The organism is Polaromonas sp. JS666, from assembly GCF_900103405.1.
Taxonomy (GTDB): domain Bacteria; phylum Pseudomonadota; class Gammaproteobacteria; order Burkholderiales; family Burkholderiaceae_C; genus Polaromonas.
The window spans coordinates 377,912-403,763 of record NZ_FNHX01000001.1; the positions used below are offsets into that span (position 1 = coordinate 377,912).

27 protein-coding genes are annotated in these 25,852 nt (G+C 67.6%); 12 read left to right on the forward strand and 15 right to left on the reverse strand.

What is annotated here, in order from left to right; genetic code table 11:
• Window positions 1-19 precede the first annotated feature (19 nt).
• The 11 genes from BLQ85_RS01865 to BLQ85_RS01915 form a co-directional block, all read right to left on the reverse strand.
• Window positions 20-655: a response regulator gene (locus BLQ85_RS01865; RefSeq protein ID WP_074574351.1), complete on the reverse strand. Its 636-nt coding sequence runs from the start codon at window positions 653-655 to the stop codon at window positions 20-22.
• On the reverse strand, window positions 652-1,941 hold the full coding sequence (locus BLQ85_RS01870; protein ID WP_074574352.1) for a PAS domain-containing sensor histidine kinase: 1,290 nt from the start codon (window positions 1,939-1,941) through the stop codon (window positions 652-654). Before BLQ85_RS01870 ends, BLQ85_RS01865 begins: the two co-directional genes overlap by 4 nt.
• A 52-nt stretch (window positions 1,942-1,993) precedes the next feature.
• Window positions 1,994-2,281: a hypothetical protein gene (locus tag BLQ85_RS01875; protein WP_074574353.1), complete on the reverse strand. Its 288-nt coding sequence runs from the start codon at window positions 2,279-2,281 to the stop codon at window positions 1,994-1,996.
• Between the two features lie 57 nt (window positions 2,282-2,338).
• A complete protein-coding gene (locus BLQ85_RS01880; protein ID WP_074575105.1) occupies window positions 2,339-2,596 on the reverse strand; it encodes a nitrogen fixation protein FixH in 258 nt (85 codons plus the stop codon).
• Window positions 2,597-2,616: 20 nt separating this feature from the next.
• Window positions 2,617-4,044, reverse strand: coding sequence for a cytochrome c oxidase accessory protein CcoG (gene ccoG / locus BLQ85_RS01885; protein ID WP_074574354.1), 1,428 nt, complete (start codon window positions 4,042-4,044; stop codon window positions 2,617-2,619).
• A gap of 7 nt (window positions 4,045-4,051) precedes the next feature.
• The gene (gene ccoP / locus BLQ85_RS01890; protein WP_074574355.1) at window positions 4,052-4,969 is read right to left on the reverse strand and encodes a cytochrome-c oxidase, cbb3-type subunit III; all 918 of its coding nucleotides are present in this window, start codon (window positions 4,967-4,969) and stop codon (window positions 4,052-4,054) included.
• Between the two features lie 66 nt (window positions 4,970-5,035).
• A complete protein-coding gene (locus BLQ85_RS01895; RefSeq protein WP_074574356.1) occupies window positions 5,036-5,173 on the reverse strand; it encodes a CcoQ/FixQ family Cbb3-type cytochrome c oxidase assembly chaperone in 138 nt (45 codons plus the stop codon).
• A gap of 11 nt (window positions 5,174-5,184) precedes the next feature.
• Entirely contained in the window at window positions 5,185-5,814 is a 630-nt protein-coding gene (gene ccoO / locus BLQ85_RS01900; protein WP_074574357.1) for a cytochrome-c oxidase, cbb3-type subunit II, read from the reverse strand.
• 18 nt (window positions 5,815-5,832) lie between these two features.
• Window positions 5,833-7,266 (reverse strand): cytochrome-c oxidase, cbb3-type subunit I, encoded by a 1,434-nt coding sequence (ccoN, locus tag BLQ85_RS01905; protein ID WP_074574358.1) that lies wholly within the window; start codon window positions 7,264-7,266, stop codon window positions 5,833-5,835.
• A 65-nt stretch (window positions 7,267-7,331) separates the two neighbouring features.
• Window positions 7,332-7,469 (reverse strand): cbb3-type cytochrome oxidase assembly protein CcoS, encoded by a 138-nt coding sequence (gene ccoS / locus BLQ85_RS01910; RefSeq protein WP_074574359.1) that lies wholly within the window; start codon window positions 7,467-7,469, stop codon window positions 7,332-7,334.
• Window positions 7,470-9,785 (reverse strand): heavy metal translocating P-type ATPase, encoded by a 2,316-nt coding sequence (locus BLQ85_RS01915; protein WP_074574360.1) that lies wholly within the window; start codon window positions 9,783-9,785, stop codon window positions 7,470-7,472.
• A gap of 320 nt (window positions 9,786-10,105) precedes the next feature.
• Here BLQ85_RS01915 and BLQ85_RS01920 point away from each other — a divergent pair, with 320 nt between their 5' ends.
• The 7 genes from BLQ85_RS01920 (at window position 10,106) to BLQ85_RS01950 (ending at window position 16,467) form a co-directional block, all read left to right on the forward strand.
• Complete coding sequence (locus BLQ85_RS01920) at window positions 10,106-10,549, forward strand: universal stress protein (protein ID WP_074574361.1); 444 nt, start codon at window positions 10,106-10,108, stop codon at window positions 10,547-10,549.
• A gap of 38 nt (window positions 10,550-10,587) precedes the next feature.
• Window positions 10,588-11,010 carry a universal stress protein gene (locus tag BLQ85_RS01925; protein WP_074574362.1) on the forward strand — a complete coding sequence of 141 codons (423 nt, stop codon included), beginning with the start codon at window positions 10,588-10,590 and terminating at the stop codon, window positions 11,008-11,010.
• Between the two features lie 22 nt (window positions 11,011-11,032).
• Window positions 11,033-12,502 (forward strand): arginine-ornithine antiporter, encoded by a 1,470-nt coding sequence (arcD, locus tag BLQ85_RS01930; RefSeq protein WP_074574363.1) that lies wholly within the window; start codon window positions 11,033-11,035, stop codon window positions 12,500-12,502.
• Window positions 12,502-13,710, forward strand: coding sequence for an arginine deiminase (locus BLQ85_RS01935; RefSeq protein ID WP_074574364.1), 1,209 nt, complete (start codon window positions 12,502-12,504; stop codon window positions 13,708-13,710). The genes arcD and BLQ85_RS01935 overlap by 1 nt, the downstream gene beginning before the upstream one ends.
• Window positions 13,711-13,742: 32 nt before the next feature.
• Window positions 13,743-14,741: an ornithine carbamoyltransferase gene (gene argF / locus BLQ85_RS01940; RefSeq protein ID WP_074574365.1), complete on the forward strand. Its 999-nt coding sequence runs from the start codon at window positions 13,743-13,745 to the stop codon at window positions 14,739-14,741.
• The gene (gene arcC / locus BLQ85_RS01945; RefSeq protein ID WP_074574366.1) at window positions 14,738-15,664 is read left to right on the forward strand and encodes a carbamate kinase; all 927 of its coding nucleotides are present in this window, start codon (window positions 14,738-14,740) and stop codon (window positions 15,662-15,664) included. Before argF ends, arcC begins: the two co-directional genes overlap by 4 nt.
• 149 nt (window positions 15,665-15,813) lie before the next feature.
• Window positions 15,814-16,467, forward strand: coding sequence for a BON domain-containing protein (locus BLQ85_RS01950; RefSeq protein ID WP_074574367.1), 654 nt, complete (start codon window positions 15,814-15,816; stop codon window positions 16,465-16,467).
• Between the two features lie 29 nt (window positions 16,468-16,496).
• Here BLQ85_RS01950 and BLQ85_RS01955 read toward each other — a convergent pair whose 3' ends face one another.
• The 4 genes from BLQ85_RS01955 to BLQ85_RS24065 all read right to left on the reverse strand — a co-directional run bounded on the left by BLQ85_RS01955 (window position 16,497) and on the right by BLQ85_RS24065 (window position 20,761).
• A complete protein-coding gene (locus BLQ85_RS01955; RefSeq protein ID WP_074574368.1) occupies window positions 16,497-16,946 on the reverse strand; it encodes a universal stress protein in 450 nt (149 codons plus the stop codon).
• A gap of 4 nt (window positions 16,947-16,950) precedes the next feature.
• Window positions 16,951-17,481, reverse strand: coding sequence for a flavodoxin family protein (locus BLQ85_RS01960; protein WP_074574369.1), 531 nt, complete (start codon window positions 17,479-17,481; stop codon window positions 16,951-16,953).
• A 115-nt stretch (window positions 17,482-17,596) separates the two neighbouring features.
• Window positions 17,597-20,122: a cation-translocating P-type ATPase gene (locus BLQ85_RS01965; RefSeq protein WP_074574370.1), complete on the reverse strand. Its 2,526-nt coding sequence runs from the start codon at window positions 20,120-20,122 to the stop codon at window positions 17,597-17,599.
• A 33-nt stretch (window positions 20,123-20,155) separates the two neighbouring features.
• Window positions 20,156-20,761, reverse strand: a complete 606-nt coding sequence (locus BLQ85_RS24065; RefSeq protein WP_139200857.1) for a hypothetical protein — start codon at window positions 20,759-20,761, stop codon at window positions 20,156-20,158.
• Between the two features lie 189 nt (window positions 20,762-20,950).
• On the opposite strand from BLQ85_RS24065, the gene BLQ85_RS01975 reads away from it, so the two are divergent.
• The 5 genes from BLQ85_RS01975 to BLQ85_RS01995 all read left to right on the forward strand — a co-directional run bounded on the left by BLQ85_RS01975 (window position 20,951) and on the right by BLQ85_RS01995 (window position 25,789).
• Window positions 20,951-21,325 (forward strand): TraR/DksA family transcriptional regulator, encoded by a 375-nt coding sequence (locus BLQ85_RS01975; protein WP_074574372.1) that lies wholly within the window; start codon window positions 20,951-20,953, stop codon window positions 21,323-21,325.
• A gap of 82 nt (window positions 21,326-21,407) precedes the next feature.
• Window positions 21,408-21,887, forward strand: a complete 480-nt coding sequence (locus BLQ85_RS01980) for a universal stress protein (protein ID WP_074574373.1) — start codon at window positions 21,408-21,410, stop codon at window positions 21,885-21,887.
• A gap of 49 nt (window positions 21,888-21,936) precedes the next feature.
• Entirely contained in the window at window positions 21,937-23,466 is a 1,530-nt protein-coding gene (locus tag BLQ85_RS01985; protein WP_074574374.1) for a thymidine phosphorylase family protein, read from the forward strand.
• On the forward strand, window positions 23,463-24,368 hold the full coding sequence (locus tag BLQ85_RS01990; RefSeq protein ID WP_074574375.1) for a ribose-phosphate pyrophosphokinase: 906 nt from the start codon (window positions 23,463-23,465) through the stop codon (window positions 24,366-24,368). The genes BLQ85_RS01985 and BLQ85_RS01990 overlap by 4 nt, the downstream gene beginning before the upstream one ends.
• Window positions 24,369-24,427: 59 nt before the next feature.
• Entirely contained in the window at window positions 24,428-25,789 is a 1,362-nt protein-coding gene (locus tag BLQ85_RS01995; RefSeq protein ID WP_074574376.1) for an MBL fold metallo-hydrolase RNA specificity domain-containing protein, read from the forward strand.
• Window positions 25,790-25,852: the final 63 nt, after the last annotated feature.

The window sequence follows — 25,852 nt, forward strand, 5'->3', positions numbered from 1 at the left end:
GAAATCCTGCCAAACCTCCTCAGGGCTCGGCCAGGCCGTGCTTGATGGCGTAGCGGATCAGATCGTTCTGGTTTTGCAGCCCCATTTTTTGCATGAGGTTGGTCTTGTGGGTGCTGACGGTCTTGACCGAGAGGTTCAGCTTGGTCCCGATGTCGGTCAGCGAAACGCCGGCCACCAGCAACTGCAGCACCTCGAACTCGCGGTTGGACAGACTTTCGTGCGGCACCGCCTCGCTGCCGGGCATGGCGCCCAGCGCGAGCTGCTCGGCCACTTCGGCGCTGATGAAGGCGCCGCCTGAGGCGACCTTGCGCAGCGCCTGCTCCAGCTGGGCCGGCGCGCTTTCCTTGGTCAGGTAGCCGCTGGCGCCGTTCTTGATGGCGCGCACCGCGTACTGCAGCTCCTGGTGCATGCTCAGTACCAGGATGCGCAGCTGCGGTTTTTCGGCGCGGGCCAGCTTGATCAGCTCCATGCCGCTGCGCCCGGGCATGGACAGGTCCAGCACCAGCACGTCGAAGGCCAGCTCGCGCACACGCTGCATGACTTCCGTGCCGTTGCCGGCCTCGCCCGCGACCTCCATGTCGGCGATGGACGACACGATGCGCTTGAGCCCCTCGCGCACGATGGCGTGGTCGTCGGCAATCACAATCCTGATCACGTGATGTCTCCTGTTTCCGCGGCCTCGGCCGTTTCGGGTACCGGGATGGCGACCCGTATGCGGGTGCCGCGGCCCGGCGCCGTGTCAATCTCCACCGTCCCCTGCAGCAGCCGCGCCCGTTCGCGCAGGCCCATGAGGCCCAGCGAACTGGCCTTGCGCGGTGCGTCCAGCGCGAAGCCTGCGCCGTCATCGGCCACTTCAAGGATCACGGCCGCGCCGGTCCTCTCGACGCGCACATCGACCCGCGACGCGCCCGCATGCTTGGCCACGTTCACCAGCGACTCCTGCACGATGCGGAACACCGCCGTGGCATAGGGCTCGCCGAGCTCCACGTCCTCATCCAGCGACAGCCTGCAGGGCACGCCGTGGCGCTGGCTGAAGTTGTGGGTCAGCCACTCGATGGCCGGCACCAGGCCCAGGTCGTCCAGCAGCAGCGGCCGCAGGTCCGAGGAGATGCGGCGCGTGGCGGCGACGGTGGTGTCCAGCAGGCCCAGCATGTCGTCGAGCTTGGCCCGCACGGCATCCGCATCGCGGGGCAAGGCTTCCCGGACCCAGGTGGCGTCCATTTTGATCGCCGTCAGCGACTGCGCGAGCTCGTCATGCAGTTCGCGCGCGATGCGGGTTTTTTCGCTTTCACGGATGGCATGGGCCGCCGAGGCAAAGGCGCTCAGTTCCTCGGCGGCGCGCACGCGCTCGGTCACGTCGCGCAGGATCACGGTGTAAAGCTTGCCCTGCGCGGTGTCCAGCTGCGAGATCGAAGCCTCCAGCGGGAACTCCTCGCCGCTGGCCCGGAGGCCATAGAGCACCGTGCCGTCCCCCATGCGCCGCGATGTCGTGCCGGTCTGGCCGAAACGCCGGACCTGCCCGCCGTGCGCAGCCTGGTGGCGCTGCGGGATCAGGCGCGTGAGCGGCTGGCCCAGCATCTCGCGCGTGGGCCAGCCGAAGATTCTTTCGGCGGCCTTGTTGTAGAGGATCACGTTTTGCTCGCTGTCCACGGTGATGATGGCGTCCATGGCCGAGTCCAGCAGGCCCGCCAGCCTGGCGTCGGCGCCTTCAAGCGCCTGCTTGCCGATGCGCTCGCGCGCCGCGTCGCGCACGGCCAGCAGCCAGGCCATGCCGCAGGTCGCGGCGGCCAGGGCCAGCGCAAGCGGCAGGCCCGGTGACTGCGGGCGCGTCGCGAGGTGGACGGCGGCCAGCAGCGTCAGGGTTGCCAATACGGCCAGCACAATGGCCGTGGAGCGCCGGCGTTTGGGCAGCGCATCGCCTACATGGGGGAACTGGGACATGGCACGGTTCGGGAGTGGGAGCCCGATCTTACCGCCCTGCCCCGCACCGGCTTCAGTCCTCATCCACCGCATGCACCGTATCCGCCCGCGTCCGGCGTGAAGCCGCCTGCCCCGTATCCGGCGCGGGCCCGGTCAGCAGCACGCTCAGCGCGCTGGAAGCCGCGCAGGCAAACCAGAAAACAAAAAACACGGCGGTCTGGAAAGCCAGCCGCGAAAGCCCGGCCGGCTGCCCGTCCCTGAGCATCTCTTTGGGGTCAAACAGCCCGAACAGCAGCAGCTCCAGCAGGCAGGCCGCCAGGAAAGCCGGCCAGGCAATGCCCAGTATCTTGTTGGCTGACATCACACATTGCCTCCTGTTGTTATCTGCGCTTGCGGGTTGTCGGGATGATCAGGTCTATCAGCGGCGTGTGGCCTGGTCGGGCGTGGCCGCGTGGTTGCGCCCTTCCAGGGCCGGCGCCAGGGCCCTGGCCTGCGGCGGGCCGCCGCTGCGCGCGGCCCGTGCCGGCTCCTGCCCGCCTATGACGGCATCCGGGTGTTTGACGGCCAGGAAAACCGTCACGATGCCGGCCACGACCACCAGCGCGGGCCCGGACACCACCAGCCAGACATGGCCATGTTTCCACCAGGGGGCGGTTTGGGTGGGAATAGTAGTCATGAAAGGCCTTTCATCGCGCTTCATCGCGGAACAAGGAACACGGATTTTTCTTCGACATGGGCGTGGCCGCTCTCGTCGGCGACGCGGAAGAGGATGGGGTGCGAGCCGGCCTCGGCCGACCCGTAGGGGATCTGCAGCCGCACCGCCACCCAGCGTGATTCCGTGGGGCCGACCTTGACCTCGGCCTCCGAGGCGACCGCCAGGCCTTCAAGCCCGGACGCCATGATGCGATAGCGCTGCGGCTGCTCCGTGGCGTTCATGACCTGCAGGCGGTAGACGTTTTCCAGCTTTCCGCCGGCCGCGATGCGGGACAGCGCCGCGCGGTCGCGCACCACGTCCACCTTGAGCGGCATGCGCGCCACCAGGCTCCACAGCAGCGCCAGGCACAGCACGCCCAGCAGCGCGGTGTAAACCAGCACACGTGGGCGCAGCACGCGGCGCAGCATGTGCCGCGCGGTCCACTTCCCCGCCAGCGCATTCTGGGTGGTGAAACGGATCAGGCCGCGCGCATAGCCCATTTTGTCCATCACGCCGTCGCAGACGTCCACGCAGGCCGCGCAGCCTATGCACTCGTACTGCAGGCCCTCGCGGATGTCTATGCCGGTCGGGCAGACCTGCACGCACAGCGTGCAATCGACGCAGGCGCCCAGGGACAAGGCCGCGATGTCGGCATGGCGCGAGCGCGCACCGCGCGGCTCGCCGCGCGCCGGGTCGTAGCTCACGATCAGCGTGTCCTTGTCGAACATCGCGCTCTGAAAGCGCGCATAGGGGCACATGTATTTGCACACCTGCTCGCGCAGGAAGCCGGCGTTGCCGTAGGTGGCAAAGCCGTAGAACAGCACCCAGAAAATTTCCCAGCCGCCCATCTTGGTCTGCAGGAACTGCAGGATCAGCTCGCGCGCCGGCACGAAGTAGGCGACAAAGGTAAAGCCCGTCCACATGGCCACGCCTATCCAGAGGATGTGCTTGAACCATTTCTTGACCAGCTTTTCCAGCGAAAACGGCGCACCGTCCAGGCGAAGCCTGGCCGTGCGGTCGCCCTCCACCTTGCGTTCTATCCAGAGGAAGATTTCGGTGTACACCGTCTGCGGGCAGGTAAAACCGCACCACAGGCGGCCCGCCACCGCCGTGAACAGGAACAGCGACAAGGCGCTGGCCACCAGCAGGCCGGTCAGGTAGATGAAGTCCTGCGGGTAGAGCACATAACCGAAGAGGTAAAAGCGCCTGGCCTCCAGGTCGAAGAGCACCGCCTGGCGCTGCCCCCACTGCAGCCACGGCAGGCCGTAAAACACCAACTGGGTCAGGGCCACAAAAACCCAGCGCCAGCGCGCGAAACGTCCGCTGACCGAGCGCGGGTAGATCTTTTTTTGCGCCTCGTACAGGGATCCGCCTGCCGGCTCGTTCACCGGCACGATGGGGATGATTTTGCGCAAAGCCGGTTGTGTCACTGTCGCCTCAAAGCTTGGCCGCGGGGGCCTTGTTGGACAGCCCCCAGATGTAGGCCGTCAGCACGTGGATCTGCGCTTCCGTGAGCTTGCCGGCCTGCGCGGGCATCTCGTTGGTCTTGCCCTTGTTGACGATGTCGACGATGGCCTGCTCGCCCCAGCCGTGCAGCCAGATGTCGTCCGTCAGGTTGGGCGCGCCTATGGTCGTGTTGCCCTTGCCGTCCACGCCGTGGCAGGCCGCGCAGGCGGTGAATTTGGACTTGCCGAGCTGGGCGCGCACCGAATCATGCGGGCCGCCCGACAGGCTCAGCACGTACTGCGCCACGTTCTTGACGTCCTCGGGCGAGCCTACCGCCGCGGCCATGGGCGGCATCTGCCCCTTGCGGCCCTGGGTCAGGGTTTCCTTGATCTTTTCGGCCGAACCGCCGTGCAGCCAGTCGCTGTCGGCGAGGTTGGGAAAACCCTTGCTGCCGCGTGCGTCCGAGCCGTGGCACTGGGCGCAGTTGTTCATGAAGAGGCGCTCGCCCACGGCCATCGCATTGGCGTCGCCCGCGAGCTGTTCGGGGCTTTTGGCGCTGAACTGGGCATACAGCGGCGCAAGCTCCTTGTCCGCCTTGACCATCGCGCTGTCGTATTCGCCGCGCGTGCTCCAGCCCATCTCGCCCGGATAAGCGCCCAGGCCAGGGTAGGCAACCAGGTAGAGCAGCGAATAGATCACGGTGAAGACGAACAGCCACATCCACCAGCGCGGCATGGGGTTGTTGGCCTCACGCAGGTCCTCGTCCCAGACATGGCCCGTGGTGTTGTCGCTGCGCTCGGGCATTTTCTTGCGGGCCGTGGCCCACAGCAGCACCAGGGCGCCAATGATGCCGACCAGGGTCAGCGCGGCCACATACCAGGACCAGAAGTTGTTTGTGAAATCGCTCATACGTCACACCCGATGTGTTGTTCAGTGAGGAAAATGCCGGTGAAGAGGCTTTGCATGGCGCGGGTCCTAATCCTGCAGGAAGGGGATTTTTGCGTCCTCTTCAAAGCGCTGGCGGTTGCGGCCCGAATAGGCCCACACCAGCAGGCCGATGAAGGTGGCAAAGCACAGCAGGGTGGCGATGATGCGCAGCGTATTAACGTCCATGGCGTCCTCCTTTATTTCAGGGCCTTGCCCATGACTTGCAGATAGGCCACCAGGGCGTCCATTTCCGTCTTGTCCTTCACCACGGCGGCGGCTTCAGCGATTTCCGCGTCGCTGTAAGGCACGCCCACCGTGCGCAGCGCCTTCATGCGCGGCGCCATGTCGGCCGGGTTGACGCTGGCCTTCTCAAGCCAGCTGTAGGCCGGCATATTCGATTCAGGCACCACATCGCGCGGGTTGTTCAGGTGTATGCGGTGCCACTCGTCCGTGTACTTGCCGCCCACACGCTGCAGGTCGGGGCCGGTGCGCTTGCTGCCCCACTGGAAGGGATGGTCGTAGACAAACTCGCCGGCCACCGAATAGTGGCCGTAGCGCAGTGTCTCGGCGCGGAAGGGCCGGATCATCTGCGAGTGGCAGTTGTAGCAACCCTCGCGCAGGTAGATGTCGCGGCCGGCCAGCTGCAGCGCGCCATAGGGCTTGACGCCTTCTATGGGTGCGGTGGTCGACTTCTGGAAAAACAGCGGCACGATCTCGACCAGGCCGCCCACGGCAATCACCAGCAGGATCAGGATGATCATCAGGAAGTTGTTGGTCTCAATCTTCTCGTGCGAGAAGCCGGCGGTGCTTGTGTTGTCGTCTTTCATGGAATGTGCTTTCTGTGTTTATGCGTGGGCCAGCGCCGGTACCGGCACCCGGATGGGGCGTCCCCGGGCCACCGTCATGCAGACGTTCCAGGCCATGACCCCCATGCCGCCCAGGTACAGCACCCCGCCGAAGAAGCGCACCACGTAGAAGGGATAGGTGGCTTTCACCGACTCCACAAAGGTGTAGGTCAGGGTGCCGTCGGCGTTCAGGGCGCGCCACATCAGGCCCTGCATCACGCCGGCAATCCACATGGCCGCGATGTAAAGCACGATGCCCACGGTGGCCACCCAGAAATGCACCTCGATGGCGCGCACCGAGTACATCCGCTTTTGCCCGAAGAGGCGCGGGATCATGTAGTACAGCGTGCCCATGGAGATCAGGCCCACCCAGCCCAGCGCGCCCGAATGCACATGGCCCACGGTCCAGTCCGTGTAATGCGACAGCGCGTTGACGGTCTTGATGGACATCAGCGGACCCTCGAAGGTGCTCATGCCGTAAAAAGACAGCGAGACGATCAGGAAACGCAGGATGGGGTCTTCGCGCAGCTTGTGCCAGGCGCCCGACAGCGTCATCACGCCGTTGATCATGCCGCCCCAGCTGGGCGCCAGCAGGATCAGCGAGAACACCATGCCCACCGATTGCGTCCAGTCGGGCAAGGCCGTGTAGTGCAGGTGGTGCGGGCCCGCCCACATATAGGTGAAGATCAGCGCCCAGAAGTGGACGATGGACAGGCGGTAGCTATAGACCGGCCGCTCGGCCTGCTTGGGGATGAAGTAATACATCATGCCCAGGAAGCCCGCGGTCAGGAAAAAGCCGACGGCGTTGTGGCCGTACCACCACTGCACCATGGCGTCCTGCACGCCGGCGTAGGCCGAATAAGACTTCATCCAGCCGGCCGGCACCTCGGCGCTGTTGACCACATGCAGCACCGCCACCGCCAGGATGAAGGCGCCGTAAAACCAGTTGGCCACATAGATATGCCTGACCTTGCGCACGCCCAGGGTGCCGAAGAACACCACCGCGTAAGCCACCCAGACCAGGGTGATCAGGATGTCTATGGGCCATTCGAGCTCGGCATATTCCTTGCCGGTGGTGTAGCCCAGCGGCAGGCTGACGGCCGCGGCCACGATGACCAGCTGCCAGCCCCAGAAGGTGAAAGCCGCCAGGCGCGGTGCGAACAGCGGCACGCCGCTGGTGCGCTGGACCACGTAGTAGCTGCTGCCTATGAGCGCGCAGCCGCCAAAGGCAAAAATCACCGCATTGGTGTGCAGCGGCCGCAACCGGCCATAGCTGAGCCAGGGGATGCCGAAGTTCAGTTCAGGCCAGGCCAGCTGGGCCGCGATGAACAGGCCCACCGCCATGCCCACCACACCCCAGAGCACCGCCGCCAGCGAGAACTGGCGCACCACCGTGTCGTGATAGGCGATCCCTTGCGTTGTTTCTTGGTTCATGAAGCACCTTTTGTCTAGATGCTTCAAAGTGTCGGCGCGGGCGGCGGCGCGGCACTTGATACAGGTCAATCACCGTGAAGAATGCGTTCGGCTTCCTGCTCGAGTGCCTCGAATTGCCCACGCCATACGGCCCAGCCCAGCGCGCCAATGATGAGCAGCGCCAGCACGACGGACAGCGGTATCAGCAAAAACAGGATGTCCATTCAGTTCTCTCGTGGATAACGCGCCAGCCGGGCCGAATTGGCCACCACCAGCAGCGAACTCGCCGCCATGCCAAAGCCGGCCAGCCAGGTCGGCATCAGGCCCGCGATGGCCAGCGGCACGCAGGCCGCGTTGTACAGCGCGGCCCACAGCAGGTTCTGGCGCACCACCCTCCTGGTTCGCCGCGCCTGCGCCAGCAGCGCCGCCACGCTGGCAAGCCGGTTGCCGGTCATGATGAAATCCGCCCTGGCCTGGGCCAGCGGCACGGCCTGGCCCATGGCCATGGACACATCGGCTGCGGCCAGCACCGGCCCGTCGTTCATGCCGTCGCCCACCATCATCACGCGGTGGCCTTCGCGCTGCAGCCTGCGCACATGTTCCAGTTTCATCTCCGGCGTGCATTCGCCGAAGCACCACTCGATGCCGGCGCGGCGCGCCAGGTGGGCCACGGCCTGGCCGGTATCGCCCGACAGCAGCTGCACGCGGACACCGAGTTGGAGCAAGGCCGCCACGGCCTGCGCCGCATCGGGCCTGATCGCCTCGTCCAGTTCGAAGCCTGCGAGGTAATGCTCGCCGTCGGACAGATGCGCCTGCGGGACCGGGGCATCACGGCCCGGCACAGGCGCGCGGCAAAAAGAGGCCGAGCCCAGGTAGAGGTAGCGCGCATCGCTGCCGTCCGGCCTGGCGACCTTGCCGCGCAGGCCGTGGCCGGCGACCTCCTCCACCTCGCTGGCCACCCAGCCCGGCGCAGAAGCATTCACGGGAAAGCGCGCGGCGATGGCGCGCGAAACCGGATGCAGCGACTGCCTGGCCAGCGCGCCCGCCCTTTCGCACACTTCGTCCCGGTCCACGCCGGCGGGCGTGTAGGCCATGACCACATCCATGCGGTCTTCTGTCAGCGTGCCGGTCTTGTCGAAGATCACGGTGTCCACGGCCGCGCAGCTTTCAAGCGCCTGCAGTCTGCGCACCAGCACGCCGCGCCGCGCCAGCGCGCCCGCGCCGGCCAGCATGGCCGCCGGCGTGGCCAGCGACAAGGCGCAGGGGCAGGTCACGATCAGCACAGACACCGCGACGGCCATCGCATGCGCCTGGCCGAAAGGCCACCACCACCAGGCGGCAGCGGCGGCGGCCAGCAGCACGGCCGCCAGGAAAGGGCTGGCGATGCGGTCCACCAGTTGCACCAGGCCGGGTTTTTCGAGCGAGGCCTGCTCCATCAGCGCGACGATTTCGGCGTAACGGGTTTGCGCGCCGACCCGCCGCACGCGCACCAGCAGCAAGCTGGTGAGGTTGTGGCTGCCCGCAATGACGCCGTCGCCGGCGCGCCGCAGCAAGGGTTTGGATTCACCGGTCAGCAGCGACTGGTCGACCCGGCTCTCGCCGCTTTCCACGTCGCCGTCGGCGGGAAAGGCCTGGCCCGGCAGCACACGGACCAGGTTGCCCGGGACCAGCCGGCGCACGGCCACCGCGCGGAAACTGCCGTCGGCCTCCTGCCGCTCCACGCTGTCCGGCAGGCGGCGCATCAGCGCCTCCAGCGCGCCGGCGGTGCGGTCGCGCAGGCGCTGCTCCAGCAGCCGGCCCGACAGCAGGAAAAACACAAACATGGGCACCGAGTCGTAGGAGGCATGCTCGCCCCAGGGGCTGGCCGGGTCAAAAGTGGCGGCCGTGCTGGCCCCGAAGGCGATCAGCACGCCCAGCGCCACCGGCACGTCCATGCCTATGCGCAGGTGGCGCAGGTCGCGCAGCGCCGCCGCAAAAAAAGGCCAGCAGGAAAACAGCAGCACCGGCAGGGTCAGCACCCAGGAGGCCCAGCCCAGCAGCGCCCGGATGTCGGGCGTGATCTCGCCGGCCGGCGCCAGGTAGGCCGGCGCCGCATACATCATGACCTGCATCATGCAAAAGCCGGCCACCAGCCAGCGCCACAGCATCAGGCGCTGGGCCCGCTGCCGGTTGCCAGCCAGCAGCAGGTCGCCGGCCGGCAAGGCACCGTAGCCGGCCTGGCGCAGCGCGGCCATCCAGGCGGAAGGCCGCGTGGCCTGCGGCTGCCACTGAAGCCGCGCCACGGCCGCGACGCCGTTGACCTGCACCGCATCCACGCCGGGCAGCTTGCGCAAAACCGACTCGACGGTGAGCGCGCAGGCCGCGCAATGCATGCCTTCGATCGCCAGGCAGGACTCCCACCAGCCCTCGCGCCCGGCGGCCGGCCGGCTGAAACCCTCCCATTCGGCCGGTTCATCCAGCGCGGCCCATGGCGTGGCGCTGCCCGCGGCAGGCGGCACGGGGCCGGCGGAAAGCAGCGGCAAGGAGGGGGCGGTTTGCATGGCGAAAGCTTAGCCAGCGCAGAGTGCCCTGCCCTTGACATGGATCAATCCAAGGGCCATGGGCTCTTTCGCGGGTGTCAGCCGGGTGTCTGGCGCTGTGGCTTAAGTCTGGTGGCGAACAGACACCTCCCCACGCCGCGCGCACAGTCACCTCGTGGCATCGGACATCTTCCGGGCCGATGCGTTTTTTCACGCATCGAAAGACCCCATCAAAACCGCGGAACAGAGGCTAGAGATCATGTGCCGCGCCCTTGACCTGGATCAAGCCAGGGCCCGGACGGCGCTTCTAGACTGCGGCACATCAACACAGGAGAACCATCATGTACAAACGCATTCTTGTTGCCACCGACGGATCCACACTTTCCAAAAAAGCCGTCAAGGAAGCCATCACCCTGGCCGCATCCCTGGAGGCCGGCCTGGTGGCGCTCAACGTCGTGCCGCGTTATCCCGTGAGCTACTTCGAGGGCGGCGCCACCGTGTCGCCGCAGGAAGTCGGGCGCGTCGAAAAGGACTGGGCCGACAGGGGCCAGGCCATCGTCGACGCGGTGTGCAAGACCGCCGAAGCCGCGGGCGTCAAGGCCAAGGCCGCGACCGTCAAGTCCGACCTTGTCGCGGCCTCCATCCTGGCCACGGCCAAAAAGAACAAGTGCGACCTCATCGTGATGGCCTCGCACGGCCGCAAGGGCATCTCGCGCATCCTGCTCGGCAGCGAGACCCAGCAGGTGCTCACGCACAGCAGCATTCCCGTCCTGGTCCTGCGCTGAGCGCGCGCCGTTTCATTTCCTTTTTTCCGGAGAGCAACATGAGAGTCCTTCTGGCCGTTGACGGCAGCAAGTTCACCAAAAAAGCCCTGGCCTTCCTGGTCACCCACGAAGCCTTGATGGGCGCCGACGCGGAACTCATCGTGCTCAACGTGCAGATGGCCGTCTCCCCGCGCGTCAAGACCATGCTGGGCGCCGCCACGGTGCATGCCTACCACCGCGACGAAGCCCAGAAAGTGCTGGAGCCCATAGAGCGTTTCCTCAAACGCCACGGCATCCCCTTCCGCGCCTCCTGGGTCGCCGGCATACCGGCCACGCAGATCGTGCAGGCGGCCAAACGCGAGAAGGCCCACATGGTGGTCATGGGCACCCACGGCCATGGCCTGCTGGGCCGCGCCCTGCTCGGCAGCGTCGCCCAGCGCGTGGTGGCCGATGTCGACGTGCCGGTGCTGCTGGTCCAGTAGCCGCCCATCCTGAAAGCCTGCCATGAACACCCTCTCTACGACCTCCTCTTCGCCAGCGCCGCGCAGCATTCCCACCACACGGGAGTCCCAGGGCACGCTGGGCCTGGGCCTGCTGGTTGCGCTGGTGACGGGCTCCATCATCGGCAGCGGCATCTTCGGCCTGCCGCAAAACATGGCGGCCGGCGCCGGTGCCGGCGCCATCCTGATCGGCTGGCTGGTCACCGGCGTGGGCATGCTGGTGCTGGCGCGGGTCTACCAGATGCTGGCGCTGCGCAAGCCCGAACTGGACAACGGCGTCTACGCCTATGCCCATGCGCTCTCGGGCGAGTACATAGGCTTTAACTCCGCCTGGGGTTACTGGATCAGCGCCTGGATAGGCAACGTCGGCTACCTGGTGGCCGCGTTCGGCGCGCTCGGCTACTTCTTCCCGGCTTTCGGTGAAGGCAACACCCCCGCGGCCGTCGCCGGCGCGTCGGTGGTCTTGTGGGTGGTCCATGCGCTGGTGCTGCGCGGCATCAACACCGCCGCCTGGGTCAATGCCGTGGTCACGGTGGCCAAGGTCATTCCGCTGCTGCTGTTCATCGTGCTGGCCGCGGCCGCGTTCCAGGCGCCCACCTTCAGCCTGGATTTCTGGGGCGGTGCCAAGCTGGGCTCCGTGCTGGAGCAGGTCAAGAGCACCATGCTGGTGACGGTATGGGTGTTTATCGGCATTGAGGGCGCCAGCGTCTATTCGGCGCGCGCGCGCCAGCGCAAGGACGTCGGCAAGGCCACGGTCATCGGCTTTTTGATCTGCCTGGCCTTGCTGATGGCCGTCTCGCTGCTGTCACTGGGCATCTTCACGCAGCCGGAACTGGCCGGGCTGAAGAACCCCTCCATGGCCGGCGTGCTGGAAAAAGCCGTGGGCACCTGGGGCGCCGTGCTTATCTATATAGGCCTGATTGTTTCCGTGGGCGGCGGCTTCCTGGCCTGGACATTGCTGGCCGCCGAATCGCTGTTCACGCCGGCCAACAGCGGCGTGATGCCCGAATGGCTGGGCCGCCAGAGCGGCAAGGGCGCGCCGGCCAATGCCTTGTGGCTGAGCAGCGCCATGGTGCAGCTCTTCCTCATCGTCACGCTGGTGTCCAAGGCGTCCTACCTGGCGCTGATCTCGCTGTCGACCGCCATGATCCTGCTGCCCTACCTGTTCAGCGCGCTCTACGGCCTCAAGCTGGCCGCGCGCGGTGAGGGGGCGGGCCCGGCCAGCGGCGCGCTGGACCTGCCCGTGGCCGCGCTCGCCTCGGTGTACTGCCTCTGGCTGCTGTATGCCGCCGGCGCCAAATACCTGTTGCTGAGCGCCCTGCTCTATGCGCCCGGCGCCGTCCTTTACGCCATCGCCAAGCGGCAGGCTCGCAAGCAGGCCTTCAGCGCGGGCGAAAAAGCCATGCTCGCCGCGGTGCTCGCACTCGCGGTGGTCGCGGGCTGGATGCTGGCCGCCGGAAAGTTGAGCCTGTGATGGCCGGCGTCCATTCAGAGACGGGCCGGCTGCGCAAGGTGCTGGTCTGCAGGCCCGGCCTGGCGCACACGCGCCTGACGCCCGCGAACTGCCGGGAGTTGCTGTTCGACGACGTGATGTGGGTCGCCCAGGCCAAAAACGACCACTATGCCTTTACCAGCGCCATGACGGAGCACGGCGTGGAAGTGCTGGAGCTGCACGACCTTCTCGCGGTCACGGTCGGCAACCCGATGACGCGCGACCGGTTGCTGGACCGCGAACTGGCCGGCACCGACTTTGAAGCCGCGGCTGTGCTGCGGCCCTGGCTGCAGGAACTGCCGCCGGCCCGGCTGGCCGAATTCCTGATCGGCGGGCTGACGCCGGCGGACCTGCCCTTCAAGCTGCCCGGCCTCACGGCCGCCTGCGCCAGCCCCTCGGACCTGCTGCTGCCCGCCCTGCCCAACACCCTGTTCACGCGCGACAGCAGCTGCTGGATAGGCGACGGCGTGGCACTGGGCTCCATGTACTGGCCCGCGCGCCGGCGGGAAAGCCTGCTCATGGCGACCATCTACCGCTCCCACCCGGCGTTCGCGGGCAAGGTCACCGAATGGTGGGGCGACCCGGGGCAGCCGCACGCGCAGGCCTCGCTCGAAGGCGGCGACGTCATGCCGCTGGGCAAGGGCCTGGTGCTGGTCGGCATGGGCGAGCGGACCTCGCCGCAGGCCGTGACCCAGCTCGCGCGCAGCCTGTTTGCCCGCGGCGCCGCGACCCGGGTGCTGGCGGCCCAGTTGCCCAAGTCGCGCGGCGCCATGCACCTGGACACGGTGCTGACCTTTTGCGACCGCGACCTGGTGACGGTGTTCCCGGAAATCGTGCAGGCTATCCGCGTGTTCAGCCTGCGCCCCGGCGAGAAACCGGGTGAGCTGGACGTCAGGGCCGAGGCGGAACCTCTTCTGGAGGTGCTCGCGCAGGCACTGGGCTTGCCCAAGTTGCGCGTCGTCGCCACCGGCGGCAATGCCTACGAAGCCGAGCGCGAGCAGTGGGACGACGGCAACAACGTGCTGGCGCTGTCGCCCGGCGTCGTCATGGCCTACAACCGCAACACCCATACCAACACCCTGCTGCGCAAAGCCGGCGTCGAAGTCATCACCATCCCCAGCGGCGAACTGGGGCGCGGCCGCGGCGGCAGCCACTGCATGTCCTGCCCCATCGAGCGCGACGCCGCCTGAGCCGTCATTGCGACACAACGAAAGACGGCCCCATGAGCTTTAACCTTCACAACCGCAGCCTGCTGGACCTCAAGGATTTTTCCCCGCGGGACATCCGTTTCCTGCTGGACCTGGCCGCCGAGCTCAAGCGCTCCAAATACGCGGGCAATGAACTGGCGCGCCTGAAGGGGAAAAACATCGCGCTGATTTTCGAGAAAGCCTCCACCCGCACGCGCTGCGCCTTCGAAGTCGCGGTGCACGACCAGGGCGGCCATGTCACTTACATCGACCCGGTCAGCTCGCAGCTGGGCCACAAGGAATCCCTGAAAGACACGGCGCGGGTGCTGGGCCGGCTGTACGACGGCATCGAGTACCGCGGCTTTCACCAGACGGTGGTGGAGGAGATCGCGCGCTTTTCGCACGTCCCGGTGTGGAACGGGCTCACCGATGAGTCGCACCCGACCCAGGTGCTGGCCGACCTGCTGACCATGCAGGAGTTTGGCGAAAAGCCGCTGCATGAGCTGTCTTTTTGCTACCTGGGCGACGCCCGCTTCAACATGGGCTGCTCCTTGCTGGTGGGCGGCACGCAGATGGGTATGGACGTGCGCATCGCCGCGCCCGCGGCGCTGATGCCGCCGCCCGCGCTGGTCGCTGAAATGCGCGAGCTGGCGAAAACGACAGGCGCGCGCATCACTCTCAGCAGCGATCCCGCCGAAGCCGTCAAGGGCGCGGATTTCCTTTACACCGACGTCTGGGTTTCCATGGGCGAGCCCGAGGAGGCCTGGAAGCAGCGCATAGCGCAGCTGCTGCCCTTCCAGGTCAACAGTGCCTTGATGAAGGCCACCGGCAAGCCGCGCACACGCTTCATGCACTGCCTGCCGGCCTTCCACAACCTGGACACCGAAGTGGGGCGCCAGATCCACGAGCGCTACGGCCTCAGCGAAATCGAGGTGACCGACGAGGTTTTCGAATCCGACGCGTCCATCGTGTTTACGCAGGCGGAAAACCGCATGCACACCATCAAGGCCGTGCTCGTGGCCACGCTGGCATGAGGCTGGTCGTGGCGCTGGGCGGCAACGCCTTGCTGCGCCGGGGCCAGTCGCCCAGCGCGCAGCACCTGCTCGAAAACATCCAGAGCGTGGCGGCCCAGCTGGCGCGCGTCGCGCTGCACCATGAGCTTGTGGTGACGCACGGCAACGGGCCGCAGATAGGCCTGCTGGCCCTTCAGAACTCGGCCTACGCGGCGGTGGCGCCCTACCCGCTCGACATGCTGGGAGCACAGACCGAGGGCATGATCGGCTACCTGCTGGAGCAGGAACTCGCCAACCAGCTTGCCCCCAACCGCCCTGTGGTCACCCTGCTCACGCGCGTGGAAGTCGATCTCAATGACCCGGCTTTCGGTCGGCCCACCAAACCCATAGGGCCTGTCTACACCCAGGAGGAAGCGCAGCGGCTTGCGCAAGCCATGCACTGGCATGTCGCGCCCGACGGCGCAAGCTTCAGGCGCGTTGTGGCTTCGCCCCTGCCCCTGCGTGTGCTGAGCGCGGACCCGCTGCGCTGGCTGCTGCAACACCAGGCCGTGGTCATCGCCGCGGGCGGTGGCGGCATCCCGGTGGCGCGCACGGCCGGCGGGCGGCCCCTGGAAGGCGTGGATGCCGTGATTGACAAGGACCTGACCAGCGCCTTGCTCGCGCTGGAGCTGGGTGCCGACTGCCTGGTGATCGCCACCGACGTGGACGCCGTCTACCTCGACTGGGGGCAGCCGACGCAGCGCGCCCTCGGCAAGGTCAGGCCGCAGGAGCTGCTGGCGCACAGCTTCCCCGCGGGCTCCATGGGCCCCAAGGTACAGGCTGCCACCGGTTTTGTGTCAAAGACCGGCAAGAAGGCGCTGATAGGTTCGCTGGCCCAGATCGAGGACATGCTGGCGGGCCGCGCCGGCACCGAAGTCAGTCCCGGCGGCGGCCCGGCGGCATAAGCCGGCGTGGAAGGGCCCCGCCCCGCCGCATCGCGCAGGGCTTGCGCAACAGGCCATCGCTTGAGGAATATCAAGACAGGCACTGCCTCGCCTGCCTACAGTGGCATCACCACCTTGTGGTGGTGACCACTTCATCCAAGGAACAAACCATGAAAACCGATTTTCAGCTCAAGGCTGATGTCACCGCCGAACTGGCCTGGGAACCCGCCGTCAATTCAGCCGGCATAGGCGTTCTCGTCAATGACGGTGTCGTGACGCTCACGGGGCACCTGAACAGCTTTGCCGAAAAAGTCGCGGCGGAGCGGGCTGTTCGCCGTGTGGCCGGTGTGCGCGGGCTGGCCATCGAGCTGGACGTGAAGTTGGTGGCGGCGCATCAGCGCAGCGACTCTGAAATTGCCTCGGTGGCCGCCTCCGCGCTGCGCTGGAGCGTGCTGCTGCCGCCCGAGCGGATCAGGGTCGAGGTGGAAAAAGGCTGGCTCACCCTCACGGGCGACGTCGACTGGGCCTACCAGTGCAGAACCGCCGAGAAATGCGTGCGCGGGCTGGTCGGCGTGCGCGGCCTGTCCAACAACGTTGTGGTGAAACCCACCGTCAGCACGCGCGACGTCGCGGCGGAGATTGCCGCGGCGCTGGCACGCCAGGCCGACCGCGAAGCCCGGCATATCCAGATCGACGTGGAGGGCGGTGAGGTCACCCTGCACGGCAAGGTGCATTCCCTGGCCGAGCGCGAAGCGGCCGCCGGCGCGGCCTTTGCTGCCAGGGGCGTGACGCGCATCGTCAACAAGCTCGAAGTCGGCGCGTAAAACGGCGCGGTGGCCCATGGCGGCCGGTGTCAGCCTTTCACCACCAGCACCGGGACCGGTGCATGCCGCACGATCTGCTCGGCATCGCTGCCCATCAGCATGCGCGCAAGGCCGCGCCGCCCATGCGAGCCCAGCACAATCATGTCGGCATGGGCCAGGCGGGCCTCCTCGGCGACCTGCTCGCAGACACGGCCGGCGCCCGACTCCACCAGCACGCTGTCGCACACCAGGCCCTGTTCGGTGGCGCGGCGCCGCATTTGCGCCAGCATTTTTTCACCGCCGGCGCGCATCAGCGGGAGCAGGTCCTCGCGATACGCCTTGGGGGTCTCAAAGCCGTTGACATGGTCCAGCTCGTCGATCACATGAAAAAGCCTGATATGCGCGCCATTCAGGCGCGCCAGTTCAATGGCGGTATCCAGCGCCCTGGTGGAGGTCGGGCTGCCGTCAACCGGCACCAACAGTTGGTGTATCGAGGCCATGCGATCAAACGGCGCTGGGCGACAAAGTCGTCGGGCGCACCGTTTCCTCGCTCTTTGCGCTGTCGCGGACCGCGCTGCCGAACACCTCCAGGGCGGACGAATAGCTGCCGTCGTCCACCGCGCGCGCGGTGAAGGAGGTCGACAGGATCGGCGGCCGGCCCAGAATCCGGTCGATTTCAGCGAAGGCATTGGTCGCGCCCTGCCCACCCATCACCGAGATGACCGCCACGTACTTGAGGCCTCGTGCATGGTCCCGCACAAAACTGCGCATGGGCGCCGCCAGTTCGGCAAGCCAGATGGGCGCGATCAGCACAACCGTTTCAAAACCCCGCGGGTCCGGCCCTTCATAACGAATCGCGGGATGGCGCTTGAACAGCGAATCCATCACGCAGCGCAGCATGCCCGCGGCGCCGGTGCGCGATCGCGCCTCGCTGACCTGGCCGCAGGGCCACTTGAATTTGCTCGACAGGAGATCGGCCACGCGGCGCGATGTCCCGGTGTTGGAATAACAAACAATGAGGGTTCGCTCGGACATGGTTCTGCTCCTTGGAGGGTTGCGCGCAAACAAAGCTGCGGTCGGCCGGTCGCTGCGCGGGCATCGGCCACCGGCAAAGGGTATGGCGAACGGCCGGCCCGGCCCTTGAGCTAAATCAAGGGCGGCGGCCTTGCAAGGCCGCTGAAACCCGGCGCAAGGCCAGCAGCCACAGCGTCATGGCGCCCAGGATCAGCAACAGCCAAGCGCCGCCGCGTACGGACGGCAGGACAAAACCCATGACCCCGCGCAGCCAGGGCTGCCACAGCACCAGCGAAAGAACCAGGGCAACCGCCGCGGCCAGGCGCGGCAACCAGGGATTCCTGAAGATGTTCACCGCATGGCGATGAACCAGCACCAGGAGAAACAGGCCCGCGACCAGGCCCAGGAACAGCGTCGTGCGTATCTCGGCCGCGGGCCAGCCCTGCCCCAGCATCAAGCTGTTGGCCGCGAGCAAGGCCAGCGCCAGGCCGAGGCCTTGCAGCAGGCCGTAGCGCATGTTGCGCAAGGCGAAGGGCGAATCCGCGGCCGGCCTGGGCGGGTGGCGCATCAATTCGGGATCCGCCGGTTGCGCCTCAAACAGGATGGAGCAGGCCGGGTCGATGATCAGTTCCAGCAGCACGATTTGCGCCGGCAACAGCAGCGCCGGCCAGCGCAGCAAGGCCGGAACCAGGGCCAGCGCCACGATGGGCGCGTGCACCGCAAAGATGAAGCGCACGGCGCTGCGGATGTTGTCGTCGACATGGCGGCCCTGGCGTATGGCCGTCGCGATGCTGGAAAAGCTGTCGTCCAGCAGCACCAGGGCGGCGGCTTCACGGGCCACGTCGGTCCCGCGCTCGCCCATGGCGATCCCGGCATCGGCGGCCTTGAGCGCGGGCGCGTCGTTGACGCCGTCGCCCGTCATGCCCACCGTGCCGCCGTCGGCCTGCAGTGCGCGCACCAGCCGCAGCTTCTGTTCGGGCCGCAGCCGCGCGCAGATGGCTGCACTCCTCAGGCGGGTCCGCAGCGCGGCGTCATCGAGCGCATCGATGTCCGCGCCCGTGAGCACATCGCAGGGATTGGGCAGGCCTGCCTGGCGGGCAATCGCGCTGGCCGTCACGGGATGGTCGCCCGTCATCATGATCACGCGAATGCCCGCCTCGCCGCAATCCCGGACCGCTTGCGGCACCGTGGGCCGCAGCGGATCGGCCAGGCCCAGCAAGCCGACAAAGCGCAGGCTGAGCTGCTGCTGGCCCGCGGGCAAGCCGGCCCCCACCCAATCGCCGCATGCCACGCCGAGCACGCGCAAGCCCCTGGCGGCCATGTCCTGCACCTGCTGTTGCACGGCCTCACGCCTGTGCGCCTCAAGGCGGCACAGGCCCATGACGGCTTCCGGCGCCCCCTTGCAGGCCAGGAAATACCGCCCGGGCGCGCCGCAGTCATAGGCATGGGTGACAGCCAGGAGCTGCGGCGTGAGCGGATATTGCCGCACCGGCTCAACCCCCAGGCGTGCCCTGGAATCCTGGGGCAGGCGGGTGTTTCCGAATGCCCGTATGGCTTTTTCCATGGGGTCAAAAGGCTTGAGCGGCGTGGCCAGCATGGCGCATTCGGCCAGCTCTGTGAGCGCCTGGGGAAGCGGCGCATCGCTGCCGGCCCTGAACACAGTGTTCACGCCCGCCAGTTCGACCAGTTCCATGCGATTCAGGGTCAGGGTGCCGGTCTTGTCCACCGCCAGCACCGTGATGGCGCCCAGCACCTCGATGGCGTCGACCCGGCGCGTGAGGATTTTTTGCCGCGACAAACGCCAGGCCGCCAGCGCCAGGAACACCGCGAGAACGACGGGAATCTCTTCCGGCAACACCGCCATCGCAAAAGCGATCGCCGGCAGCAGGCTGGCGACAAAGCCCTGCCCGTCCCTGAGCCAGCCCAGCAGGACCAGCAGCGCGGCCACCGCCAGCCCGGCGGCGGCGAAACCCCGCACAATGCGCCGTGACTGCCGGTACAGCCTCGAGGCCGGGGCCTGTGTCGTCGCCAGCGCCACGCCGATGCGGCCCATCGCGGTCCGGCCCGCGGTGGCCTGCACCCGGGCGAGTCCCCTTCCCTGCGTGACCACGGTGCCGGCGTAAAGCGCCGCGCCGCTTTCGCCGTCGGGCTCGTCGCCGCGCCCGGCCTGCGGATGCGGCAGCTTGGGCCTGGGCACGGATTCGCCGGTCAGCAGCGATTCATCGGCCTCCAGGGCCCCTTCCTGCAAGTCGGCATCGGCGGCGATGCGGTCGCCCTCGCGCAACACCAGGAGATCACCGCGGACCACGTCGCGGCAGGCGATGCGAAGCTCCCTGCCCTCGCGCAGGACCAGCGCGCGAGGCGCCGACAGTTCGCGCAAGGCTTGCAGCGCGCGCTGTGTCTTGCGTTCCTGGAACAGCGTCAACGCCACGATCAGCAAGACCGAGGCCAGCAAGAACGCGGCCTCGGCCGTGTCTCCCAGCAGCAGGTAACCCCCACCCGCCGCGAGCAGCATGAGGAACATGGGCTCCTTCACCACGCCCAGGGCCGTTCGCCAGAAGCTTTGCCGCTCGCTGCCGGGCAACAGGTTGGGGCCGTCCGCCCGCAGCCGCGCGGCGGCTTCCTCGTCACTGAGCCCCGGGGCCTGGGATGTGGCGCTCATTTTTCCGGCGGGACCGGCAAGCGGGTCCACCACCTATTTTTTGGCGCCGGAATCCGCGCCCTTGTCCGCCGCTTGCCGGCCGGCCTCGGCCGATTCCTGCGCGGCTTTTTCCGCGCTCCTCAGGGCATCCTGTGTTGCCTTCATGGCTTTGCGCGTTTGCGCCTCGTCGGGCCGGCCGGCCTTGCGCAGGGCGTCCTCCGCGCGCCCCGAGGCCGCGCGCACGGCGGATGCGGCCCGCCTGGCCGCTTCGGCCGCCTTCGCCGCCAGCTTTTTCATGTCGTCGGTGGCCGTCGCGGCGGCCCGCTCAGCTTTCTCGCGGGCCTTTCTGGCGGCCTCGTCCGCCTTGAGCGCCTGCTCCCGGATATTCGCGGCAGCCCGCTTTGACAGATCCTGGGCGGCGGTTTCGGCCAGCTGCAGCGTGAGCTTGACCAGGTCGGCCGCCGCGCGAGCGGAATCGGCCGCTTCCTCCGCGGCTTTCTGCGCGACGGCCTTCGAGCGCGCGGCCGCGCTCGAAGGCGCGCTGGAGGCTCCCGCCGCTGGCTGGGCTTTTTCCGGGGCCTGCGCCATGGCATCGCCGGCCGCGTAGCTCGCGGCGCAGGTGGCGAAGGCCGCGGCGATCATGAGAGTCCTGGCGTTCATGGTCTGCCTTTCGACAAAGTTCGGGCACCCATGATGGCCAGAACGGGCAGCCCGGGATTTGACGTAGCGCAAGGGACGAGCCCCTTCACCTCCGCTTGCGCCAGATCAATGCGGGCAAGCGGACTTTCCCGAAAATCCGGCACATCCGCCAATGCAAAGACATCCACCCCACAACTCAAAGGCCCTCCCATGAAGCATTACGACCATTCAATGGCAGCACACTTCGGCAAGCTCCTGGCCGCGCGCGAAGCCGAGTTAAGGGCCACCCTGGACACGGGCTACAGCAAAGAACTTGCGGCCGACCAGCCCGACGACTCGGAGGTGCAGGACTTCAAGGACCTGGCCGACCGGGAGTCGCAACACGGCATTGCGGCCCTGGAGGCGGCGCACGCCATGAACGAGCTGTCCCAGGTGCTTATGGCTGGCCACCGCCTGCGGGACGGCAGTTTCGGCCAGTGCCTGGAATGCGGCCAGCCGATAGACCTGCGCCGCCTGGAGGCACTGCCGGAAGCGGCGTTCTGCCTGGCCTGCCAGGCTGCCGGCGAAAAACCGCCGCGCCAATGACACGGAACTTGATCCGCATCAAGCGTCCATTCCCGGGAATCGCCCATAGTCATGGTGTCCCAATCCCAAAGAGGCATTCACCATGTTCAAGCGAATCCTGATCCCGGTGGACGGCAGCGACACCTCCACCAAGGCCCTGGTCGCCGGCCTGCAGATGGCGCGCGAGACCGGCGCCAGCGTGCGCCTGGTGCATTTCGTCAACGAGATGGCCTACCTGAGCGGCATAGACCCCTATGGCAGCTACTCGGCCGACCTGGCCGGCATGATGCGCGAAGGCGGCGCCAAGGTGCTGGCCGATGCCATGGCCGTGGCCCAGTCGGCGAGCGTGGAGGTCAGCCAGGTCCTGCTCGAAGAGCCCGGAAACCGTCTTGGCGAGGCCGTGGCCACGGCGGCCAGGCAATGGGGGGCCGACCTCGTGGTGGTCGGCTCGCACGGCCGGCGCGGCATTGGGCGTGTGCTGATGGGCAGCGGTGCGGAACAGATTTTGCGGCTGGCACCTGTGCCTGTGCTGGTGATTCGCGGCGCCGCACCGGCAGAAGGCGGCGAGCACCCGGTAGATTGAGCCTGCGAGGCAGACCTCCCCCCGGTGCGATGGCCACGCATAGATCGCCATGCAAGAAACTCCCCACACGCCCGTCGCCAACCGCTTGCGCCTGCGCAGGCTGGGCATAGACACCTACCAGGAACCGGTGCTGTACATGCACCGCGACTGCCCCGTCTGCCGTTCGGAAGGCTTCGAGGCGCAGTCGCGGGTGGAGCTGCGGATGGACGGCCGCACCATCGTCGCGACGCTCAATGTGGTCAGCGGCGATTTCCTGTCGCCGCAAGAAGCCGGCCTGTCCGAGGCCGCCTGGCGCCTTCTCGACGCGCGGCCCGGCGGGGAAATTTCGCTGCACCACCCCGCGCCGCTCGAATCGCTGGGCCATGTGCGCGCGAAGGTCTACGGCAAGCGCCTGGGCCAGGCGGCCATTGATGCCGTGATCGGGGACGTCGCGGCGGGCCGCTATTCGGACCTGCAGCTGGCGGCTTTTGTGACCGCCTGCGCGGGCGAGCACCTGGACACGGACGAAACCATCGCGCTCACGCGCGCCATGGTCAACGCCGGCGAACGCATGCACTGGGGCGAAGGGCCGGTCATGGACAAACATTGCGTGGGCGGCCTGCCCGGCAACCGCACCACCATGGTCATCGTGCCCATCATCGCGGCCTGCGGGCTGCGCATGCCCAAAACCTCGTCGCGCGCCATCACCTCACCCGCCGGGACGGCCGACACCATGGAGACGCTGGCCCCGGTGGACCTGGACGTGGCGCAGATACGCCGCACGGTCGAGCGCACCGGCGGCTGCATCGTCTGGGGCGGCGCCGTGCGGCTCAGCCCGGCCGACGATGTGCTGATCCGCGTCGAACGCCCGCTGGACCTGGACAGCCAGGGGCAGCTTGTCGCGTCCATCCTGTCGAAGAAGGCCGCGGCCGGTGCCACGCATGTGCTGATCGACATGCCCGTCGGGCTGACCGCCAAGGTTCGCAGCGCGCATGCCGCCGGCCAACTTGCGCGGCAGCTCGAACAGGTCGGCCAGGCCCTGGGCCTGCGCACGCAGGTGGTGCAGACCGACGGCGTGGCACCTGTGGGCCGCGGCATAGGCCCCGCGCTGGAGGCGCGCGACGTGCTGGCGGTGCTGCGCCGCGAGGATGGCGCGCCGGCCGATCTCGCGCAGCGCTCCCTGTACCTGGCCGGGCGGATTCTTGAATTCGGCGGCGCCGCGCCGGCCGGCGGCGGCATCGCGCTGGCCACCGCCGTGCTCGAGGACGGGCGCGCCTGGAAAAAATTCCAGGAGATCTGCGAAGCGCAAGGCGGCCTGCGCGAACCGCCGGTAGCCGCCTGCAGGCAGCCCGTGCCCTCACCACGCGCCGGCACCGTGATTGCCATCGACAACCGGCGTCTGGCCCGCATCGCCAAACTCGCGGGGGCGCCCACCTCGGCCTGCGCCGGCATCGACATGAATGTGCAACTGGGCGCGGTCGTGGAGCGCGGCCAGCCCTTGTTCACGCTGCACGCGGCCTCGCCGGGCGAGCTGTCCTATGCACTGGAATACGCCACCACGCAGGCCGAAGCCGTGCATGTGATGGAGGACGCGCGATGAAGCGCGAACCGATAGTGGTCCTCGCCCTGCCCGGCGGCGCGCCGCTGGCCGCGGCGCTGGCGCGCAGCCTGCGCTGCGGCTGGAGCGAGCTGGCGCTGCACCGCTTTCCGGACGGCGAAACCGGCGTGCTCATCGCCGCGCCGGTCCAGGGCTGCCGCGTCGTGCTGGCCGGCAGCCTGGACCAGCCGGACGCCAAGACACTGCCGCTGATTTTTGCGGCGGACGCGGCGCGCGAGCTGGGCGCCTCGCAGGTCGGCCTGGTCGCGCCCTACCTGGCCTATATGCGGCAGGACAAGCGTTTTCATCCCGGCGAAGCCGTCACCTCGCGCAGCTACGCGCGGCTGCTGTCCGCGTCGCTGGACTTCCTGGTGACCGTCGACCCGCACCTGCACCGCGTGCACAGGCTGGACGAAATCTATTCCCTGCGCACGCAGGTCGTGCCGGCCGCTCCCCTGATTGCCCGCTGGCTGCGCGGCCATGTCGCGTCGCCCTGGCTGATCGGGCCCGACGAGGAAAGCGCGCAGTGGGTCGCCGAAGTCGCCAGGCTGGCCGGCGCGCCCTGGAGCGTGCTGCGCAAAACGCGGCGCGGCGACCGGGACGTGGGTGTCAGGCTGGCAAGCCCCGAACGCTGGCCGGGGCACGCGCCGGTGCTGCTGGACGACATTGTTTCCACAGGCGAAACCATGCTCGCCGCGGCAAGCCTGCTGAAAAAAAACCGGCTGGGCGCTCCCATTTGCATCGCCGTGCATGCGCTGTTTAACGTGGAAGCCCAGCGCCGTTTGCTCGAAGCAGGGGTGGCGCGCGTTCTGAGCTGCGACACGGTCGCCCATCCTTCCAATGCCATCCGCATGGCGCCCTCGCTGGCGCGCGCCGTGCGCCGGATCGGCGCCGCCAAGGGCTGAATGCCTCCTTTCTGCGCTATATCAAATACAGCGGTTTGCGGCGCGCCTAAGCTGGCGCCATGAAGATCCAATTCCTGGGCGCCACCGACACCGTCACCGGCTCCAAATACCTGGTCCGGCATGTCAAATCCACCCTGCTGGTCGATTGCGGCCTGTTCCAGGGCTACAAGCCGCTGCGCTTGCGCAATTGGTCGCCGCTGCCGATGGATCCAGCCGGCATCGATGCGGTGATCCTGACCCATGCCCACATCGACCACAGCGGCTACCTGCCGCTGCTGGCGCGCCAGGGTTTCAAGGGCAAGGTGTTCTGCACCCCGGCGACGGCCGACCTGTGCCGCATCCTGTTGCCCGACGCCGGCCACCTGCAGGAGGAAGAAGCCGAATACGCCAACCGGCACGGCTTTTCAAAGCACGCGCCGGCCCTGCCCCTGTACACGCGCGAGGATGCGCTGCGCTGCCTCAAGCTGCTGCACCCGGTGCCCGCCGGCAAACCCTGGCATCCGGCGCCGGGCCTGAACGCCAGCCTGACGCCCTCGGGCCATATGGTGGGCTCGTCCTTCGTGCGGCTGGACAACGGCTCGCGCTCCTTGCTGTTTTCCGGCGACATAGGCCGGCCCAACGACCTGGTGCTCAAGCCGCCCTCCCCCATGGACGGCGCCGATTACCTGGTGGTGGAATCCACCTATGGCGACCGCCTGCACAAGGACTCCGACCCCCTGCTCGCGCTGGGCCAGGTGATCCAGCGCACGGCCGCGCGCGGCGGCGTGGTGGTGATCCCGGCCTTCGCCGTGGGGCGCGCGCAAAGCCTGTTGCACTGCATCGAGGTGCTCAAGACCCAGGGCGTCATACCGCGCAGCCTGCCGGTCTACCTCAACAGCCCCATGGCGGCCAAGGCCACCCAGGTCTACCTCAAGCACAAGGCCGAGCTGCGGCTGACGTCGGCGGAGTGCGAAGCCATGGCCCATACGGCCCACATCGTTGAATCACCGGAAGAGTCGCGCCTGCTCAATGCCAAACACGGCCCCATGGTCATCATTGCCGCCAGCGGCATGGCCACGGGCGGGCGTGTGGTCCACCACCTCAAAGCCTTCGCGCCCGACAAACGCAACACCATTGTGTTTGCCGGCTTCCAGCCCGGCGGCACGCGCGGCGCCCTCATCGCCGGCGGTGCGCCCACGGTGCGCATCCACGGCCAGGAGGTGCCGGTGCGCGCCGAAGTGGCCATGCTGGACGACCTGTCGGCCCATTCCGATGCCGCCGAGATCATGGGCTGGCTGCGCGGCTTCAAGTCCGCGCCCCGGCAGACCTTCATCACCCACGGCGAGCCGGCCGCGGCCGACGCCATGCGCCAGCGCATAGAACGCGAGCTGCACTGGCCCTGCAAAATCCCCTGTTACCTGGAGACTGCGGCGCTGGCTTGATGCAGGTCAAGATCGCCGCCCCCAAACCGGCCAATACTGTGCGTATTGCAATTCCAGATCGAG